The organism is Staphylococcus sp. FSL K6-0223, assembly GCF_038008285.1.
The window spans coordinates 314,973-334,116 of record NZ_JBBOYX010000001.1 but is presented as its reverse complement, the minus strand read 5'-3'; the positions used below and the strand labels follow the sequence as shown (position 1 = coordinate 334,116).

General features: G+C 32.9%; 16 protein-coding genes. 1 reads left to right on the top strand and 15 read right to left on the bottom strand.

The annotated features are described in order from the left end of the window. Positions 1-90: 90 nt before the first annotated feature. Both betA and betB read right to left on the bottom strand, forming a co-directional pair. On the bottom strand, positions 91-1,797 hold the full coding sequence (betA, locus tag MHI13_RS01560) for a choline dehydrogenase (protein ID WP_002449442.1): 1,707 nt from the start codon (positions 1,795-1,797) through the stop codon (positions 91-93). Positions 1,798-1,933: 136 nt separating this feature from the next. Further along, complete coding sequence (betB, locus tag MHI13_RS01555) at positions 1,934-3,424, bottom strand: betaine-aldehyde dehydrogenase (RefSeq protein ID WP_049382377.1); 1,491 nt, start codon at positions 3,422-3,424, stop codon at positions 1,934-1,936. A gap of 239 nt (positions 3,425-3,663) precedes the next feature. On the opposite strand from betB, the gene cudC reads away from it, so the two are divergent. Then, positions 3,664-4,218 carry a choline uptake/conversion transcriptional regulator CudC gene (gene cudC, locus MHI13_RS01550; RefSeq protein WP_017175444.1) on the top strand — a complete coding sequence of 185 codons (555 nt, stop codon included), beginning with the start codon at positions 3,664-3,666 and terminating at the stop codon, positions 4,216-4,218. A gap of 93 nt (positions 4,219-4,311) precedes the next feature. Here cudC and MHI13_RS01545 read toward each other — a convergent pair whose 3' ends face one another. From MHI13_RS01545 to MHI13_RS01485, 13 genes are all read right to left on the bottom strand, one after another. Next, positions 4,312-5,934 (bottom strand): BCCT family transporter, encoded by a 1,623-nt coding sequence (locus tag MHI13_RS01545; protein WP_017175445.1) that lies wholly within the window; start codon positions 5,932-5,934, stop codon positions 4,312-4,314. A 411-nt stretch (positions 5,935-6,345) separates the two neighbouring features. After that, the gene (locus MHI13_RS01540) at positions 6,346-7,638 is read right to left on the bottom strand and encodes an anaerobic C4-dicarboxylate transporter family protein (protein ID WP_017175446.1); all 1,293 of its coding nucleotides are present in this window, start codon (positions 7,636-7,638) and stop codon (positions 6,346-6,348) included. Between the two features lie 165 nt (positions 7,639-7,803). Beyond that, a complete protein-coding gene (locus MHI13_RS01535) occupies positions 7,804-8,046 on the bottom strand; it encodes a hypothetical protein (protein ID WP_017175447.1) in 243 nt (80 codons plus the stop codon). 203 nt (positions 8,047-8,249) lie between these two features. Further along, complete coding sequence (locus MHI13_RS01530) at positions 8,250-9,032, bottom strand: CHAP domain-containing protein (RefSeq protein ID WP_049382376.1); 783 nt, start codon at positions 9,030-9,032, stop codon at positions 8,250-8,252. A gap of 426 nt (positions 9,033-9,458) precedes the next feature. Further along, positions 9,459-10,058, bottom strand: a complete 600-nt coding sequence (gene cysC, locus MHI13_RS01525) for an adenylyl-sulfate kinase (protein ID WP_048680071.1) — start codon at positions 10,056-10,058, stop codon at positions 9,459-9,461. 18 nt (positions 10,059-10,076) lie between these two features. Next, positions 10,077-11,255 carry a sulfate adenylyltransferase gene (gene sat / locus MHI13_RS01520; protein ID WP_049415760.1) on the bottom strand — a complete coding sequence of 393 codons (1,179 nt, stop codon included), beginning with the start codon at positions 11,253-11,255 and terminating at the stop codon, positions 10,077-10,079. 45 nt (positions 11,256-11,300) lie between these two features. Further along, positions 11,301-12,176 (bottom strand): sulfite exporter TauE/SafE family protein, encoded by an 876-nt coding sequence (locus MHI13_RS01515; protein WP_049415761.1) that lies wholly within the window; start codon positions 12,174-12,176, stop codon positions 11,301-11,303. 21 nt (positions 12,177-12,197) lie between these two features. After that, the gene (locus MHI13_RS01510; RefSeq protein ID WP_054105909.1) at positions 12,198-12,809 is read right to left on the bottom strand and encodes an NAD(P)-binding protein; all 612 of its coding nucleotides are present in this window, start codon (positions 12,807-12,809) and stop codon (positions 12,198-12,200) included. 33 nt (positions 12,810-12,842) lie between these two features. Then, positions 12,843-13,607, bottom strand: a complete 765-nt coding sequence (cobA, locus tag MHI13_RS01505; RefSeq protein WP_048761808.1) for a uroporphyrinogen-III C-methyltransferase — start codon at positions 13,605-13,607, stop codon at positions 12,843-12,845. A 36-nt stretch (positions 13,608-13,643) separates the two neighbouring features. Continuing rightward, complete coding sequence (cysI, locus tag MHI13_RS01500; RefSeq protein WP_054105910.1) at positions 13,644-15,365, bottom strand: assimilatory sulfite reductase (NADPH) hemoprotein subunit; 1,722 nt, start codon at positions 15,363-15,365, stop codon at positions 13,644-13,646. Positions 15,366-15,383: 18 nt separating this feature from the next. Then, positions 15,384-17,237: an assimilatory sulfite reductase (NADPH) flavoprotein subunit gene (locus MHI13_RS01495; RefSeq protein WP_049419645.1), complete on the bottom strand. Its 1,854-nt coding sequence runs from the start codon at positions 17,235-17,237 to the stop codon at positions 15,384-15,386. 163 nt (positions 17,238-17,400) lie between these two features. Next, complete coding sequence (locus MHI13_RS01490; RefSeq protein WP_054105911.1) at positions 17,401-18,132, bottom strand: phosphoadenylyl-sulfate reductase; 732 nt, start codon at positions 18,130-18,132, stop codon at positions 17,401-17,403. 217 nt (positions 18,133-18,349) lie between these two features. Then, on the bottom strand, positions 18,350-19,087 hold the full coding sequence (locus MHI13_RS01485) for a zinc-ribbon domain-containing protein (RefSeq protein WP_054105912.1): 738 nt from the start codon (positions 19,085-19,087) through the stop codon (positions 18,350-18,352). Between the last annotated feature and the right edge of the window lie 57 nt (positions 19,088-19,144).

The window sequence follows — 19,144 nt, the reverse complement described above, 5'->3', positions numbered from 1 at the left end:
ACGTATTAAAAATGTTGTAGAAGGGGATATTTAAAATAAAAAGGTTAGAATCATCTTTGATTCCAACCCTTATTTCATATAACTATCTTATTAATGTTTATAGTATGGATCGAATTCCATTGCTCCAGCATTCTCGTCACTAACACCATGTTTATAGTAATCAACATATTGTGGTTCTAATGGTTTTTTACCACGAATGATATCAGCTGCTTTTTCAGCGAGCATTAAAACTGGTGCATGAATATTACCATTAGTAGTGCGAGGCATAGCAGATGCATCAACGACACGTAAATTTTCCATGCCATGTACTTTCATAGTTAATGGATCTACAACTGCCATTGGATCTGACGCTGGCCCCATTTTAGCACTACAAGAAGGATGTAAAGCAGTTTCGCCATCTTTACGTACCCAATCAAGAATTTCTTCATCTGTTTGTACAGATGGTCCTGGTGAGATTTCACCACCATTATATGGATCCATCGCAGGTTGAGATAAAATATTACGTGCTACTCGAATTGCTTCAACCCATTCTTGTTTATCTTCTTTTGTTGATAAATAATTGAATACAATACTTGGTTTTTCAAATGGATCTTTTGATTTAATTTTTAAACTACCACGTGAATTTGAATACATAGGACCAACATGTACTTGATATCCATGCGCCACCGGTGCTTTTTGACCATCATATCTTACAGCAATTGGTAAGAAATGGAACATTAAATTTGGATATGCAACTTGATTGTTAGATCTAACAAAAGCACCACCTTCAAAGTGGTTTGAAGCTGCTGCACCTTTACGTGCAAATATCCATTGTAATCCAATCCAAGGCATACGTTTTACATCTAAGCTTGGTTGTAGTGAAACAGGCTGCTTACATTTATGTTGAATATATACTTCTAAATGGTCTTCGAAGTTTTCTCCAACACCAGGTAAGTGCATGCGTGGTTCTATACCTTTAGATTTTAAGAATTCAGAATCACCGATACCAGACAATTGCAATAACTGAGGTGTATTAAATGCACCACCTGAAAGAATTACTTCACCGGCATTCACAGTATGAAGCTTACCATTACGTTTAAACGTTACACCTGTAGCTTTCTTACCTTCAAAATGTATTTTAGTAACAAATGCACGTGTTTTAACTGTTAAATTTTTACGCTTCATTGCAGGACGTAAATAGGCACGTGAAGCTGAAACACGACGGCCATTATGTACTTGACTATCAAATGGACCAAAGCCTTCTTGTCTATATCCATTGACGTCGTTTGTTTTATGATAACCTGCTTCAACACCTGCATCGAAGAATGATTTAAATAATGGATTTGTGGCTGGTCCACGTTTTAATTTAATCGGACCGTCATGTCCTCTATATTTATCATATGGTGCAGCTCCAAATGTTTTTTCTAGTTTTTTAAAATAAGGTAAACAATGTGCAAAGTCCCAAGTTTCCATTCCTTCTGGTTCAGCCCAGCCTTCATAATCCATTGGATTACCACGTTGATAAATCATACCATTAATTGAACTTGAACCACCTAATACTTTACCTCGAGCATGGTCTACCTTACGTCCCATATGCGGTTCTTCTTCAGTTTGGTATCTCCAATCGTAAAATGGATTTCCTGAAGGAAACATCAATGCTGCAGGCATTTGTATAAATAAATCCCATGGATAATCACTACGTCCTGCTTCTAGTACAAGTACTTCTTTATTTTTATCTTCTGACAAACGATTTCCCAATACTGATCCAGCGCTTCCTCCGCCAATAATTACGTAATCATATGATTGATTTTTACTCATATATTGTCGTCCTCCTATAAAAATATAAATCTTCTATTTAAATACAATTTAGTTTGATTTGATACGTCTTTATTCTTCAAAACAAATGGACCGTAAAATAATACGTCTACGGTCCTTTATAGTTAAATTGTAAAAGTTATTTACTAAAGAAATTTACAGGTTCTGGATTTCTATTTGTAAGAATATGTTTAGAGATTAAGTATTCTTCTAATCCTTCTTTACCTAACTCACGTCCAATACCAGATTGTTTATAACCACCCCATGGCGCTTGAGCGAAGTAAGGATGGAAGTCATTAATCCAAACTGTGCCTAGTTTTAATTTATTAGCTACACGTTGTGCTTTTCCTATATCTTTAGAAAATACTGCACCTGCTAAACCATAAATTGAATCATTTGCGAGTGCAATCGCTTCTTCTTCATTATCGAACCCTTCTACTGTAACAACAGGACCAAATACTTCTTCTTGAACAATTCTCATATGAGTATCGCAATTAGTGATTACAGTTGGTTCAAAGAATAAACCATCTTTTAAATCTTCATCGTCTGGACGTTTCCCACCGATAGCAATTGTTGCACCATCATCTTTAGCAACTTTCATATATTTTTCAATTTTATCTCTATGTTCTGGAGAAATCACTGGACCCATTTCTGTGTCACTATCAAATCCATTACCTAATTTAATTTTTCCAACACGTTCAATTAAAGCTTTTTCAAATTTTTCTTTTATATTGTTATGAACTAAAATTCTTGAACCTGCTGAACAAACTTGACCTGCATGGAAATATCCGCCATTTAATGCTTGATCTACAGCTAATTCAAAATCAGCATCATCAAAAATAATATTTGGATTCTTTCCGCCAAGCTCTAATGCAATATTAGTTACATGATTTGCAGCATTCTTCATAATGTGTTTACCAGTTTCAATTCCACCTGTAAATGATACTAAATCAACTTCTTTATGACCTGATAATGTATCTCCTACTTCTTCACCACTACTTAATATTAGGTTGATAACCCCTTTAGGGAATCCAACCTCTTCCATTAATTCAAATACACGAATTGTTGTTAATGGCGTAATTTCACTTGGTTTCATTACTAATGAGCAACCAGTTGCTAATGCAGGTGCAATTTTCCATGAAGCTTGTAATAATGGATAATTCCAAGGCGTAATTTGTGTAACTACACCTACAGGTTCTTTAACAAGTTTACTTTCAGTGTTAGGTATTGGAGAATCAATAATTTCTCCTCCGTCTTTATCCGCCAAACCTGCAAAATAATTAAACACATTTGCAATATCATCCATATCTGCATAAGATTCCTCTAATGTCTTACCAGTATCTAGTGTTTCTAATTTGGCTAATTCATCACGATTTTCTGTAATTTTATCAGCAATTGCTCTTACTTTTTTACCTCTGACTTCACTTGTTTCTTGTGACCACTCACCATTTTCAAATGAACGACGTGCTGCTAAAATAGCTTGCTCAGCATCTTCCTTAGTACCTTCAGTAACAGTGAAAATCACTTCTTGATTATATGGATTAATAATATCTCTAGTATTTTTGTTAGCGCTCTCTACCCATTCACCATCGATATATTGGCGATTAGACAATGCTTTTACAAGTTCCATCATACTACCTCCGTTAAGTTTGTTAAATTTTTATTTAACGAATTTTACAAAAGTAGCTTATCATATTTTTTACGTCATTGCAAAAAGCATCTTTATATATTTTTTTATATTATTTTAAATATTATGGAAATTAAAATTGACTTTTGAAACTCATAAGAAAAAATCATATAATGAGTGAGAATGTAAAATTTGTGTTAATATTTCACATCTTATGAAGATCAAAATAAGTGAGGTGCAATATGAGCAATTCTAATAATATCAATCAAAAAATAGAGGAAGCGAAAGATTTAGTTATCAACTCAATTGGTGAAACAATGGATTTATATGGTACAAACCGTAGTGTTGGTAATCTTTACGGTACGATGGTTTTTGAAGGCAGTATGACGCTTGATGAAATGCGTGAACATTTACAAATGAGCAAACCTAGTATGAGTGCTGGTGTAAAAAAATTGCAAGAATACGATATCGTTAAGCAACAATTTACCCGTGGCAGTCGCAAACAACATTTTATAGCCGAGAAAGATTTCTTTAATTTTTTTCGAAACTTTTTCACACAAAAATGGGAACGTGAAGTCGATACAAATTTAGAAGCAACGAAAAAAGCAGAAAACATTCTTCAAAACATAATACAAACTAATAATTTAAGTGGAGAAGAAAAAGAAAAAATAGATCGTATACAATCCCAACTGAACCACACAAAATTATATTGTAAATGGTTAGAAAATTTAAGCTCTGCGATTGAATCTGGAGACATTTTCGAACATTATCCTATACCAAAAGAAGAAGAGTTATAACTTAATTCATTATCAATATTATTCAAAAATCCTCAGAAATTAGATTTATTATCTAATTTCTGAGGGTTTTTAAATGTACTATCATTTTTTACATTATAAATTATCGTCTTCAGGGTCTGATTTAACTTGAACAATACGAAGTGAACGGCGCTCTACTTCTTTTAGTTTATCTGCTCTTGTTTCCAGTTTAATCCGATCTTTATTAAGTGTGATAATAAAGGATATCATCATAAACGTAAATATAAATAGAAGGGGTACACTTGCTAATAATGAAGCAGTCTTTAATACTTCAAGAGCTCGTTCTCCACCAACTAACATAAGGGAGAAAGGTAATAGACATAAAGCAAAAGCCCAGAATAAACGATTAGCTTTTAATGGTTCCCCTATTACCTTCTTCTGAGAAGCAGCCGCTAAAATATAAGAACCTGAATCAAATGTCGTTGCTAAGAATAAAAATGCAGATATTAAGAACAACACTATAATTAAAGAACCAAATGGCAATTGATGCATAACTTCTATAATTGTTGCTTCAGTACTATGTTTATTTAAAAAATCAACCACATTAAACTGTCCACTAATTTGTAAATAAACAGCATAATTACCAAAAATTCCAAAGAATAAGACACATCCCAATGTACCATAAGCAATTGTTCCTAATATGACTTCTTTGAGACGACGACCTTTTGAAATTCGAGCAATAAATAAACCAATAAATGGTGCATATACAAGCCACCATGACCAATAAAATATAGTCCAATCTTGAGGGAAATTTGTTTCATTACGGTTTCTAATTCCACCAAATGGCTCCATCCAAGTTGCCATATGGAAGAAATCTCGCATCATATTCCCAAAACCAGTTAAAGTTGTTTCCATAATAAAGATTGTTGGACCTACAATAAATACAAATGCAAGTAATAAGAATGATAACCATACGTTAATATCACTTAATTTTTGTATTCCTTTTTTCAAACCAGTATAAGAACTAATTGCAAAAATGACTGTGATTGTGAAAAGTATAATTGAGCGAATAACCATATTGTCTCCATCTATACCTGTTAATCGTTCAATTCCAGAAGAAATTAATGGCACACCTAATGCTAAAGAGGTTGCTGCTCCTCCTAATAGTCCAAATATAAATAAGATATCTACTAATTTACCTAAAAACTTATCAGTTTGTCCTTTCAATACTGGACGACAGGCTTGACTAATTTTATATACTGGTTGTTTCTTTACAAATACTAAATAGCCAATAGGCAAAGCTGGTAATACATAAATCGCCCATGCAATAGGTCCCCAATGGAACATACCATATTGCGTTGCATATGTAAGAGCCTCATCAGTCATTCCTTTAGCACCATTTGGAGGTACCTGATAATAGAAGGCCCATTCGATAACACCCCAATAAAGAATATCTGAACCAATACCTGCACAAAATAGCATTGCAGCCCAACTAAAATTATTGAATTCAGGTTTATCACTTGCTTTTCCTAAAGTCACATTACCATATCGACCGAAAGCAATATAGAGTACAAAGGATAAAACGGCTAAACCTATAAATAAGTAAACAGATCCTATCGAGTTAGAAATAGCACTATTTATATCAGTAATAACTTTCTCACTTGCACTTGGAAAGACCATCATAGGTATAACTGCTGAAAGCAAGACAATAACAGTACCTATAAAGGTGGGCCAATCCATTATTTTTTCTTTTTTCAACTAAGATCCTCCTTTGAATATTATATGTACGACTTATATTTTATTTACGTGAATGATTCACATGATGACAATATCTAAAATTAAATAAAAATGCAAATTACATTCATAAAATTATTTTAGAAAACTGAATATTTATATATTTTATTCCATTGAAACTATCGAAAAAAATTAACTATATCAACATTGTTAAATTAAAAATAAACGTTTTGAACAAATAATAAATTATAAACATTGAATTTTTATTCATTTTTAATGAATATATATTTTTTTGAAATTCTCTGTTTTAAAATAAAAATAAGAGAAGAATACAATTCTTCTCTTCAATATTCAAAAAGGCACAAAAGGCCTTCTCAATCTATTAAATTGTCATGAAACTTTAAATCGTTTATATTACAAATACTCTATTATAAACTAATATCCTAATATTATTTTTATTATAAAACCAACAATAACTGAAACACCTATTGCAAAGAATCCTGGAATAATAAAGCTTGTAGGTCGTGTACGTCCTGTTTCATCTAAATTAACTGCAAATAATAACGTTGGTTGCGCAGGTATAACAAAGTTAACATTTAATGTTTGTACCATTGCTACAAAATACATGGGTGGAATTCCCATACTCATGACGATGGGTACCATAATCGATGCTGTTGCTGTTTGTGAAATAACAATCATCGCTACTACAGCTACAAGAATAATCACAAGCCAGGGCATATTTTGAATCGTTTTGCCAACATCATTTTGTATGATATGTAAATTATGAGGTGCGTTAAATACTGTCGCACCTAACCAACCAGGTCCGAGTACTGCAAATAATGCACCAATAGCAGATTGTGTAATATTTGAAGATAGAATATCACTCGTATTCACTTTCAACATCAATAAATTAATTGCTGCACTTAAATACATAAAGAATTGTACAATCTCTGTCATTGATACAGTGACATCTTTTCCATTGACATTAAATGAAGGCATGAATTGAGGAAAAATACCAAACGTAAGAATACCAAACACACACAAAATAAATGCTAAAACACCTATCTTTACTCTAGTAGAAAAAGCATGATTTACATCAACGTCAGGTGTATGAGCAATTTCACTTTCAGTAATTGTATTTTTACGTCCTACAAACGTACAAAATATACTTAACATAAACATAGTGATTAATGATGTAGGTAAGACAATACTCAAATATTGACCCATTGAAATTTCATGACCTGCAAGTACTGAAATAACGTAGGCTGTTGCAGATGCAGCTGGACTACAAAGTAAAGCCAAATTAGCAGTTAGTACTGAAGCAATCAGTGGTCGCTTAGGTTGGATTTTAGCTTTTACTGCGGTTTGAGCAATAATAGGTTCTAGTGATAAAGCAATATTTGCAGTCCCTACTCCAAATACGAAGACAAATACAATCATAGGCGCAATAAAAATAATTGATTTTGGAAATCGTTCAATAATTTTCGAAGCAAGATAGACAAGATAATCAATTCCGCCTGTAGCTTGTAGCGTTCCTCCAGCTATACCAATTGCCAGAATAATTAGTACTGCTGTAACAGGGGCAGAACCAGGAGGAAGTTGAAATCCAAATATCATAATCAGTTGGGCCACAATAGCAAAAATACCACAGCCTAAAGCACCTGCTGTGCGCAATCCTAGCATAATGGCTACAATCATTATGATAATTTCTACTATAAACAGTAGCATTATAATAACTCCTAACTTTAAATAGTTCATGTGAATTTTTTAACATATATATTTTATCACTTTTATTTGTTAAAAGTATATAATTGCATAAAGTTAATTAATATAAATATTTTGATAAGAAAAAACCTTTAAAAATCAAAAAGATTCTTAAAGGTTTATCAATATTTATTGTTTTTTATAATCTTCTTTGAGTGATGCACGACCTTCTTCATCATATACTACGTCATCATCGGTATGCCCTTTTGCCATTTTAAGATTTTTCTCAATACGTGCTTCTTCTTCTTTTTTAGAACGACTTCTATAAAAGCGTTCCTCAAAAAGTGAACCCCAAATGAGACCAAATATGACGCCAATCGTAATTACCACAATTGCGATCACTAGGATCCATTGAAGTACTCCTAACGCCATTGTGAATCACCACCTTTATATTTGAACACTATAGGAATTAGTAGTTATATATTTCCCTTTATAAAGTGATTTAAATCATATTAAATGTAATTTTTAAAAATAAAAAAGAGCAAGGTAGAATTCGTTTTGAATTCATATACTTGCTCTTTTAAACATCTTAGTCATTATTTTAAACCAATTTTTTAATAGTTCATTTCCTTAAATTATGAAATGTAATTGTATGAACTTGCTTGACTTGCTGAAATTGTACGTGTAGATACTACACCTACGCCTTGATAGTTCATTTCAGATACTGTAACAGAACCATCACTATTTACACTTTCAACATATGCAACGTGACCATAACCACCTTGAGTCGTTTGCATTACAGCACCTGCTTTAGGTGTATTGTTTACAGTATAACCAGATTGCGCTGCTGCGTTAGCCCAGTTATTTGCATTTCCCCAAGTATTACCAATTGTGCCACCAACTTTGTCATATACATAATATGTACATTGACCCCAAGTATAGTAATTCGCACCTGAATTTGTTTTACCTGAGAATGCTTGAGTTGAAGCAGTTGATTGTGTTCTTGGTGCACTTTGAGTTGTAACTTTTACATTACTATCTGATGTTGACGCAGTGTTAGCGCCTAAACCACCTGTCGTATTATTAGTTGTATAAGATTGATTGTTGTTAGTAGATGTTTGGTTATTATTTGTTGTATATGAATAATTACTATTGTAATTATAGCTATTATTATTGTAATTATTATAGCTAGATTGACTATTATTTGAATCATTAGTGTGATTTAAACGATCAGGACTCCAATTACCTTGCCATGTGTAATGATAGTTACCTTGTTGATCAATTGTATAAGAGTAGCTATATGAAGTTGGGTCATTAGGGTTATATCCATTATTTTCCGCTGCATGTGCGTCATGATGCGCAAATCCAACTGTAGCGATTCCGGCTGTGGCGATAGTTACTGTAGCGATTTTTTTCATAATTAAATATCCTCCTAGAATTTTAAAACATTCTTCTTTTATTTATCACGTGGCTACTTTCAAATGACATCTCAATATTAAATTACTTCGAATTATTTTTTCTCGTTAATTAACGACAAGACATACTTTATCAGATAAACAAGCGTTTGTGGGCGTTGTTAATACCTTGTAATTGAATCATAATAATACGACGGTTTTTGTAATTAAATCTCTCTTTTGTTACATCATCAAAACACTTTAATATCAATCTTTTTATCAATTTAATCAACAGTGTCATTACAAATGATGTAATATATCTGATTATTTTAAATATGTTTTATTTCATAACATAGGGGAATATTATTTATTATTTTCAAGAATGTATAGCAAAAAACGAGTGAGATAACATTCATTTTGAATTCGTTATCTCACTCGTTTGGTTATTCATTAAATATATTGGTGTTCTTTTAAGTAATTAAGAATATGTTCAACTGATTCATCTATACTTTGTGTTTCAGTATTAATAGTTATTTCAGGATGTTTTGGCGCTTCATAAGGTGCACTAATTCCTGTAAATTCTTTAATTTCACCTGAACGTGCTTTTTCATATAAACCTTTAGGGTCTCGTTTCTCACATTCTTCTACACTACACTCCGTATATACTTCAATGAATTCTCCGTCTTCTAGAATGTCACGTACTTCATCACGATCTTCTCTATATGGAGAAATAAATGCAGTAATTGCAATTGTTCCTGCATCTACAAGCAATTTACTTACTTCACCGATACGACGAATATTTTCTTTACGGTCTTCTGGACTAAAACCTAAGTTTTTATTTAAACCGTGACGGACATTATCGCCATCTAATCGATATGAATGTTTACCTTCTTCAAATAAAGCTTTTTCAAGTGCCACAGAGATTGTTGACTTACCAGAACCAGATAAACCTGTAAACCAAATGACAGCACTTTTATGATCATTTTGACGTTGTCTATCTTCTTTAGTTACTTCTGAATCATGCCATGTAATATTTGTTGATTGACTCATTTTATATACTCCCCCAAATTACTTTTGTCTTAATCCTTTAATTAATACTTCTGCAACTTCAGGTCTTGAGAATTCTTTTGGTAATGATTCGCCATTACGTAATTTTTCTCTTACTTTTGTACCACTTAAATGTACATGGTCTGATGCATCGTGTGGACACGTTTTAGCTGTAGCCATATTGCCACATTTTTCGCAGTAAAATGCATGTTCAAATTTTAAAATATGAATATCTAATTCATCTTCAAATTGAGAGATAAGCTCTTGTGCTTCATAAGTACCATAATAATCACCAACACCTGCGTGATCACGTCCAACAATAAAGTGTGTACAACCATAATTTTTACGAACTGTAGCATGTAAAATTGCTTCACGTGGACCTGCATAACGCATCGCTGCAGGATAGATAACTAAACGTGCTCTATCTTTAGGAAAGTAATTTTTCAAGATAGCTTGATAACTTTCCATACGTACATCTGCAGGGATATCATCTGCTTTAGTTTCGCCAACTAAAGGATTTAATAATAAGCCATCTACAATTTCTAATGCAGATTTTTGAATATATTCATGTGCACGGTGGACAGGATTACGTGTTTGGAATCCGACTACTGTTTTCCACCCTAAGTCTTTGAATAATTGACGTGTTTCAGCAGGATCTAAATGATAATCTGAAAATTCATCATGTTTAGGACGATTTACTAATTGAATAGGACCTGCTAAATAAACATTTCCTTTTTCATATACTTTTTTAACACCTGGATGGGCTTCTTCAGTCGTACCGTAGACATTTTGAGCTTCTTTTTCTTTATCATACGTATATTTTTCTTCAAGTTTTAAAGTACCATAAAGTACGCCATCTTCACCATATAAAGCAATATCATCACCAATATTAAGTTCATTCGCCTGTGCCTCAGTGACAGGTAAAGTGATAGGAATACTCCATACTAGTCCATTTTCAAGATGTGTATCTTCAACAACTTTTTTATAATCCGCTTCCCCCATAAATCCAGTAAGTGGACTAAAGCCACCAATAGCTATTAATTCTAAATCTGAAATTGACCAAGGATTTAAAGTTAATGATTTAAAAGCGTTCGCTTTTTCAATTAATGCTTCTCTTTCTTTTCCTTCTACAACTCGATTAATTAACTCTCCACCATGTGGCTTAATTGTATAATTGATAATATCTTCATTTGTTGGCATCGTTGATAACTCCTTTTCTAATTATTTTGATTAGTTTACTCGGCTTTATTTATAAGAAAAAGACAATTTTTTGTTACGAATAATAGTAATAATAACTAATACAATAATCGCACAAATAATTGCGAATCGAATAACATTTGTCACTGTAGTGTCTTGGATGAAATACGTCATTAAAGCATTACTATTTGTAAAAATAATAAGACCACTTACACAAATTGCTAAAATATTAATGGGTAATATTTTAGTTAAATAGGCTGAAATTGGTGCGGCAATCATACCGCCTATACTTAATGCAATGACAAACCACCAATTAATTTGAGTAAATCCTAAAAAGATAATAAAACTTAATGATGTTGAAAGTGTTACAAAAAATTCACTTGCAGACACTGTACCAATGGCATAGCGTGGTTGAATTTTACGACTTGCAAGTAACAACGGTGTATTGACTGGTCCCCAGCCTCCACCACCGATGGCATCTAGAAAACCAGCAACGGCCCCTTGTGGAACAAGTTTCGCACTACTAAGTGTGCCTACGTGTGTATGAATGGCTTTGTGACGTTTAAATAAGAACTGATACAAAATATAAAAACCCATTGAAAGTAAGAATAGTGCTATATAAGGTTTAATATAGTCACCATGTATTTGAGTTAATAATGCTGCACCGATAAATCCACTGATTGATCCTGGTATTGCGAGTTTCAACATGGTTGGCTTATGTACATTTTCAAATTTCCAATGTGATGTACCAGATGCAGCAGTCGTTGCTATTTCTGAAAAATGTACCGTTGCTGAAACAATCGCAGGTGCTATGCCGTATGTTAATAATATAGATGATGAGGAGGCACCGAATCCCATTCCGAGTGATCCATCAACAAGTTGTGCTAAAAATCCAGCTAATGCAAATATAAACAATTTTCTCATATATCACATATCCCTTCATACCTAAACTTGCAAATGAAGCCATCGTGTGAATTCTCGTTGCTTAACCTCATCTAAATACTCATCAGATAAAATGTGTTGTAATAACTCCTGTTTCCTAGATGGCTCGATTGATAATCGTTTAATTAGTTGTCTACTTTCATATAAAAAATCAATATACATTTCATATGATTCATCGTACATATCGCTTATTCTTGAAATAATTTTTTTATTCAATTTAGGACTTGCTCCATTGGTTGACACGCTAATAGAAAGTTTTCCACGTTTTAAAATACTTGGAATCGTAACATTTCCAACTTGGGCTTTCGAAGCATGATTACACAATGCATGATGAGGAACACTTTCTAACACCTTTGTATTGACGTCGTTATTATTTGTGGCAATCACTACAAGGTCGGCATGTTCAACATCTTGTGGCTCAAATTCTTTTTGACTCCAAGTGATATTTTCGTTATCTAATAATTCTTTTAAAGTTGTTGAAATATTAGGACTAACAATATGAACATCAGCACAATATTCGATTAAAGTTGAAGCTCGTTTCGTTGCAACTTTCCCGCCACCTACTATGACAATCGATTTCTGGTTTAAATCAATCATGAGCGGCATATGGTTCATATTGTCGTCCTCCTATATTAGATATTTTTCAAATTATGGTAATGTCATTTCAACATCTGATACTTGTTCTTTGAACCAGCTAATTTTTTGGCGCATATTTACAACATCACCAATCACAATCATTGCAGGATTTTTGATTTCAGATGCACGTTGTACAATGCTACCTAATGTTCCAGTGACTGTTTTTTGAGAAACTGTTGTCCCTAAATGTACTAACGCTACAGGTGTATCTACTGACTTACCATGACGCACTAATAGTTCACAAATTTCAGGCAAACGTTTTACACCCATATAAATACACAATGTTTCAGGACCATGCGCTAAATGTTCCCAATATGCTTCTTTCGTCATACCTGGTTTATTCACAGCTGTAACAAACGCAACTGAGGAACTATAATCTCTGTGAGTAACAGGAATTCCTGCATAAGCAGGAGCTGCAATTCCTGATGTAATACCAGGAACAACTTCAAATGGAATTTGATTATCCGCTAATATCTCTGCTTCTTCACCACCACGTCCAAAAACGAAAGGATCGCCACCCTTTAATCGTGTAATGGTATGACCTTTTTTCGCTAAATTCACTAACATACGATTTGTTTCCTCTTGTGGCAATGAATGCTTATTTGGATCTTTACCACAATAGAAGAACTTTGTGTTTGGTTTTGCAAAATCTAAAATCTCTTTATTTACTAAGCGATCATATAAAATCACATCTGACGCTTGAATCGCTTTCATACCTTTTACAGTTATTAAATCAGGATCACCAGGTCCTGCACCTACAAGATAAACCTTTCCCATCTTATCACCCCGTTCGCCTTCTATTTCTTTAAAAAATCAGCTGTGAAAATCTCTACCATCATGAACTTTAGCTACTACACCCGAACGAATAACGAAGTCACCGAAATGTTCACCTTCGAGACGTGATTTTCCATAATCCATTAAAATTGGTCTTAAGCTTTCAAGGATTTCCTTTTCATCGATGTTTTCTTTGTATAGTTTATTTAAGCGATCACCGTTAAAGCTTCCGCCTAAATACATATTATATTTGCCAGGCGCTTTACCAATAAATGCAATCTCAGCTAATGCAGGTCTTGCACAACCATTAGGACAACCTGTCATACGTATAGTAATCTCTTCTTCACTAACACCAGCTTCATCTAATAAATCTTCAATTTTAGATAATAGCGTTGGTAAATAACGTTCTGATTCAGCCATTGCTAAACCACAAGTTGGAAATGCTACACAAGCCATTGAATTACGTCTTAAACCACTATAATTTTTACCATCAGTTAAACCGTATTTATCAATAAGAGATTGAATATCTGCTTTTTTCTCTTCAGTTACATTAGCAATAATTAAATTTTGATTTGGAGATAATCTAAAATCACCAGTATGTGTTTCTGCAATTTCTCTTAACGCCGTTTTTAACTTATAGTCTTCTGTATCTTTTACACGTCCATTTTGAATGAATAATGTATAATTCCATACACCTTTTTCACCTTCAATCCAACCTAAACGATCGCCATTATGTTCAAATTTAAATTCACGAGCTTCACTGATTTCCCAGCCTAGACGTGTATTTAATTCTTTAACAATATTATCTACACCAAAACGATCTACTGTGTATTTAAAACGTGCATTTTTACGATTTGAACGATTACCAAGATCACGTTGAATTGTAAGTAATACTTCACATACATCTATGACTTTATTTTTAGGAATAAATCCAGCAATGCGTCCTACTTGAGGGTATGTATCTGGATTACCATGCGTCATACCCATGCCGCCACCAATAGCCACATTAAATCCAACGAGTTCATCATTTTCTACAATTGCAATTAAACCAATATCTTGTGAAAATACATCAATATCGTTTGATGGTGGTACGGCAATACCAATTTTAAATTTACGTGGTAAATATTTTTCCCCGTACATTGGTTCTACTTCTTCTTTAGAATCAAGCACTTTCTCTCCATCTAACCAAATTTCATGATAGGCATTCGTTTTAGGTAATAAATGATCACTGATAGCTGTAGCATAATCAAGTATTTCTTTATTAATATTTGATTGATATGGATTTGGGTTACACATTGTATTACGATTGACATCCCCACATGCTGCAATCGTATCTAACACTGATTCATTAATTTTTTTCATAGATGATTTTAAATTTCGTTTTAAAATACCATGAAATTGGAATGTTTGACGTGTTGTTAATTTCAATGTATGATTCGCATAATTATTAGAAATATCATCCATTGCAATCCATTGTTCAGGTGTTGCTTTACCTCCAGGTAGTCGCACACGAATCATGAAAGCATATGCAGGTTCTAATTTTTGTTTACGACGTTCATCACGTACATCTCGGTCATCTTGTTGATAGCTCCCATGAAACTTAAGTAATTTGGTATCATCATCAGAAATAGCACCAGTTAAAGGATCTGCTAAACCTTCTTCAATCGTACCGCGTAAATAATTACTTTCAGTTTTTAAATGTTCTAACGCATCAAGGTTTTCATTTAACTCATCAGCAATTTGTTTAATCGTTTTAGCCATTCACTCTCCACCCTTTCTTTAGTACACGTCACGTTGATAACGTTTATCTTTTTTCATTTGTTTTAAGTAGCTTTCAGCATCTTCTTCAGTTAAATTTTGTTCTTTCACTAATACATTGCGAATAGCTTGATGTACATCTTTAGCCATATTTTTTTCATCACCACAAATATAGATAGATGCACCTTTTTCTAACCACTCATTAAATTCTTTACTATGTTCAGCAATGCGATGTTGTACATATACTTTTTGATCTGTATCACGGGAGAAAGCGACATTCATTTTTTCAAGAACACCATCTTTTAACCATTCTTGCCATTCTGTTTGATATAAGAAATCAGTAGTAAAGTGTTGATCGCCGAAGAATAACCACGTATTACCTTTATAACCATATTCTTCACGTTCTTGCATATGTGCTCTAAATGGCGCAATTCCTGTACCAGGTCCTATCATAATAACAGGCGTATCTCCATCTTTAGGGAATTTAAAGTTTGGATTACGTTTAAGATAAATTGGAACAGTATCTCCTGGTTGAATACGTTCAGCAAATTGAACGGAACATACACCTGAACGATCTCTACCGTGTGTATTATATCTTACTGCACCAACCGTAATGTGAACTTCATCAGGTAATGATTGATAACTACTTGATATAGAATATTCTCTAGGAGGTAATTTTCTAAGGATTTGATATAAATCTTCAGGTTCTAATTCTTCAGGTGGGAAATCATTGAGTAAATCAATAAAATCTCTACCTTCAATATAATTTTGTATCCACTCACTATCTTGAACTTTGTCTTCTAACGCTTCATTATCAAAATATGCTGCTGCATTTTGAAGTAATGGTCTCGTTAATTTTGTAATTTCAAAGTAAGATGTTAATGCTTCTTCTAAAGAAATCGTATCTCCATCTTCTGAGATTTGAATTTGATCTCCCGGATCCCATCCTAATGTACTCATCAGTAATTCAACTAAAGCTGGATCATTTTGTGGTAAAACGACTAAGCAATCTCCTACTTCATATTCTTCACCAAAATTATCTAATAAGAATTCAATATGACGTGTTTCTTTATTCGATCCTCTACCATTTAAATTAATATTTTCTAATACTTCAGCTTGGTATGGATTCGCTTTTGAGTATTTTTTCTCTTTCGCAGATTTAATTGATTCACTTACAACTTGTTCACTTTGTGTACCTTCAGGTGCTGAGTCAATAGTATTAATGACATTAGCCATCCATTTTTCGGCATCTTCTTCATAATCCACATCACAATCAACACGTTCATATAATCGTTCGGCACCAAGTTCTTCAAGTTTTTTATCAAAATCTTTACCTGTTTGACAGAAGAACTCATAAGTTTGGTCACCTAATGCAAGTACTGAAAATCTTACTCCCTCTAATTTAGGGGCTTTTCTACCATGAATAAATTCATGTAATTCGGCTGCATTATCCGGTGGATCTCCTTCACCTTGTGTGGAAGTAATAATAAATAAATCTTCAACATTTTTAAGATTTTTAGGTTTAAATTCATCCATGGCTTTTAACGTTACATTATGTCCAATATTTGAAAGACGTTCTTCAAATATTTCTGCTAAACCTTGTGCATTTCCTGTTTCTGAACCATATAATAATGTAATCGCTCGTTTTTCAGGTTGAATTGTTGGTTCATTTTGTTGAAGCATTGTTTCAGTATCCTTTGAAACAGCTCCTATTTGTGAACCTTGTGTGTCAGATGTTCCTGATGTAAGTTGTTGATTTGCGACTAAATAGCCACTTAACCATACTTTTTGTTCTGGTGTAAGTGTCTGTAATAATTCATTAATTTGTGTGGCTTGTCCTTCAGTAAAAGGACTATTGGTAACACTTAGATTCAATTCATCCACCTCTATCATTTCAATCTTTATTTTGTTTTAAAATACTTACTATCTCTATATTATGTAATCTATATTCGACTTTCCAGTAAAAATCGAATATAGAATATTTTTAAATCCTTATCAGAATACTATGTTTTTTGTATAAAATTTTTTAAACCTTACGTCACGGTTTATCTGCAACATGAAGTCCACATTCTGTTTTTTCAAAACTTGACCAACGTCCTGCTCTGGAATCATCTGAATTGAATACTGGCGCTGTACAAGGAATACAACCAATACTTGGATAATGCTGGTCATGCAGTTCATTATAAGGTAAATCGTGCTGTTTAATATAATCCCAAACGTCATCTTCCGTCCAATAAATTAAAGGACATACTTTAATCGATTTAAAACGTTCATCTTTATTAACGAAATTTGTTTTAGCACGAGTCGGAGATTGATCTCTTCGTAGTCCCGAAATCCAGGCAATCGCCCCACCTAGTACCTCTTCTAAAGGTTTAATTTTACGAATATAACAACATTGATTTGGATTATTTTTCCATAATGCAGGATTGTATTTCTCAGCTTGTTCTTCAAGCGTCAATTCTGGTTTCTTCATTTCAATACGTAACTTAGGAAAACGTTCTTTTACTCTATCAATTAAATCGTATGTTTCTTGAAAATGTAAATCTGTATCTAAAAATACAATTTGAGCATCTGGTTTAATTTGATAAATCAAATTAATAAGTACCATGCTCTCTGCCCCAAAACTACATGAGTAAACGATATCTTCACCATACGTAGTATAAGCCCATTTTAAAATTTCATAGGCACCCTTTGTCGCGTCGTCAGTAGAAATGGAGTCAATAAATGGATCACCATCAAAACTCTCATACGTTATCTTTGATACTGACATAAACCTATGGTCCCTCCTCAGTATTTACAAATTTATTAATCTAATACCTATCAGAATTGTCAGAATAATATGCTAATACTTTAACGAGTTTTGAGGAGAAAGTCAAGAAAGTTTAGGGAATATTTGCTTTAAAATAAAAATACATTTTTTATTCGAACTAAAAAAATAATATTAATAAAAAAAGTGCAATATCCTATTATGGACTCGCACTTTTTTATTAATATTCTGGAACCGCAAATATAAGTCCCACCTTATCTCCATCTAAATATACTACAATTTCATAACCATTTCCTTTGATATTGTTATAAACAATATCTCTAAAATTTTTTTTATCATAATTATTGTAATGACTTATAAATTCTTCTTCACTTATATTATTTGGAGCAATTCCCACTGAAGTGACAATCTTTTCTTTAGAGTGTGGATCGTAATTAACTGCCAAATCTCCATACTTAATAGATTCATGATCCATACCATCAATATGAATTTTTCCTGTTGATTTTCCAACTATCCTCTCAACTTCCTTTTCAGTCATTCCTGGCTTTATCCCCATATATCCATTCAATGTATTTTTATGCATGAAATTTTCTAAGAAATCATCACTCATTACATTAATCTGTGGTGATTTCTTATTCTCTATCGTTTCTTTCCCTTCCTTATCAGGATCATTTGGAACTTTACCTTCTTCACTATCTTTTTTAGATACTTGATGCACTGGTGTATCTTTTTTAGGTGCATCTACTGGTCTGACAAAAAAGTAATAATACGTCGAACATGCTACGACAATCATTGCAATAACTAAAATGACAATTACAATAAAAGACCATTTTTTTCGCTTTGAATTAGTGATCATTTGATTTCTATATTGCTCAAATGCTTCTAGATCATTCCCACATTGATTACAAAAGCGTTGAGTTTCATGAATATGATTCCCACAACGTGGACAATATTTCATTTTATTACCTACTTTCACTTCTTGAGGTTAAATTCTTAGATGCTTGTGAACATGTTG

Coding starts and splice junctions, on each gene's coding strand:
- betA (WP_002449442.1), bottom strand. CDS start 1,797: ATGAGTAAAAATCAATCATATGATTACGTAATTATTGGCGGAGGAAGC.
- cobA (WP_048761808.1), bottom strand. CDS start 13,607: ATGGGAAAGGTTTATCTTGTAGGTGCAGGACCTGGTGATCCTGATTTA.
- cysI (WP_054105910.1), bottom strand. CDS start 15,365: ATGGCTAAAACGATTAAACAAATTGCTGATGAGTTAAATGAAAACCTT.
- sat (WP_049415760.1), bottom strand. CDS start 11,255: ATGCCAACAAATGAAGATATTATCAATTATACAATTAAGCCACATGGT.
- MHI13_RS01530 (WP_049382376.1), bottom strand. CDS start 9,032: ATGAAAAAAATCGCTACAGTAACTATCGCCACAGCCGGAATCGCTACA.
- MHI13_RS01510 (WP_054105909.1), bottom strand. CDS start 12,809: ATGAACCATATGCCGCTCATGATTGATTTAAACCAGAAATCGATTGTC.
- MHI13_RS01515 (WP_049415761.1), bottom strand. CDS start 12,176: ATGAGAAAATTGTTTATATTTGCATTAGCTGGATTTTTAGCACAACTT.
- MHI13_RS01490 (WP_054105911.1), bottom strand. CDS start 18,132: ATGTCAGTATCAAAGATAACGTATGAGAGTTTTGATGGTGATCCATTT.
- MHI13_RS01535 (WP_017175447.1), bottom strand. CDS start 8,046: ATGGCGTTAGGAGTACTTCAATGGATCCTAGTGATCGCAATTGTGGTA.
- cysC (WP_048680071.1), bottom strand. CDS start 10,058: ATGAGTCAATCAACAAATATTACATGGCATGATTCAGAAGTAACTAAA.
- cudC (WP_017175444.1), top strand. CDS start 3,664: ATGAGCAATTCTAATAATATCAATCAAAAAATAGAGGAAGCGAAAGAT.
- betB (WP_049382377.1), bottom strand. CDS start 3,424: ATGGAACTTGTAAAAGCATTGTCTAATCGCCAATATATCGATGGTGAA.
- MHI13_RS01540 (WP_017175446.1), bottom strand. CDS start 7,638: ATGCTACTGTTTATAGTAGAAATTATCATAATGATTGTAGCCATTATG.
- MHI13_RS01485 (WP_054105912.1), bottom strand. CDS start 19,087: ATGAAATATTGTCCACGTTGTGGGAATCATATTCATGAAACTCAACGC.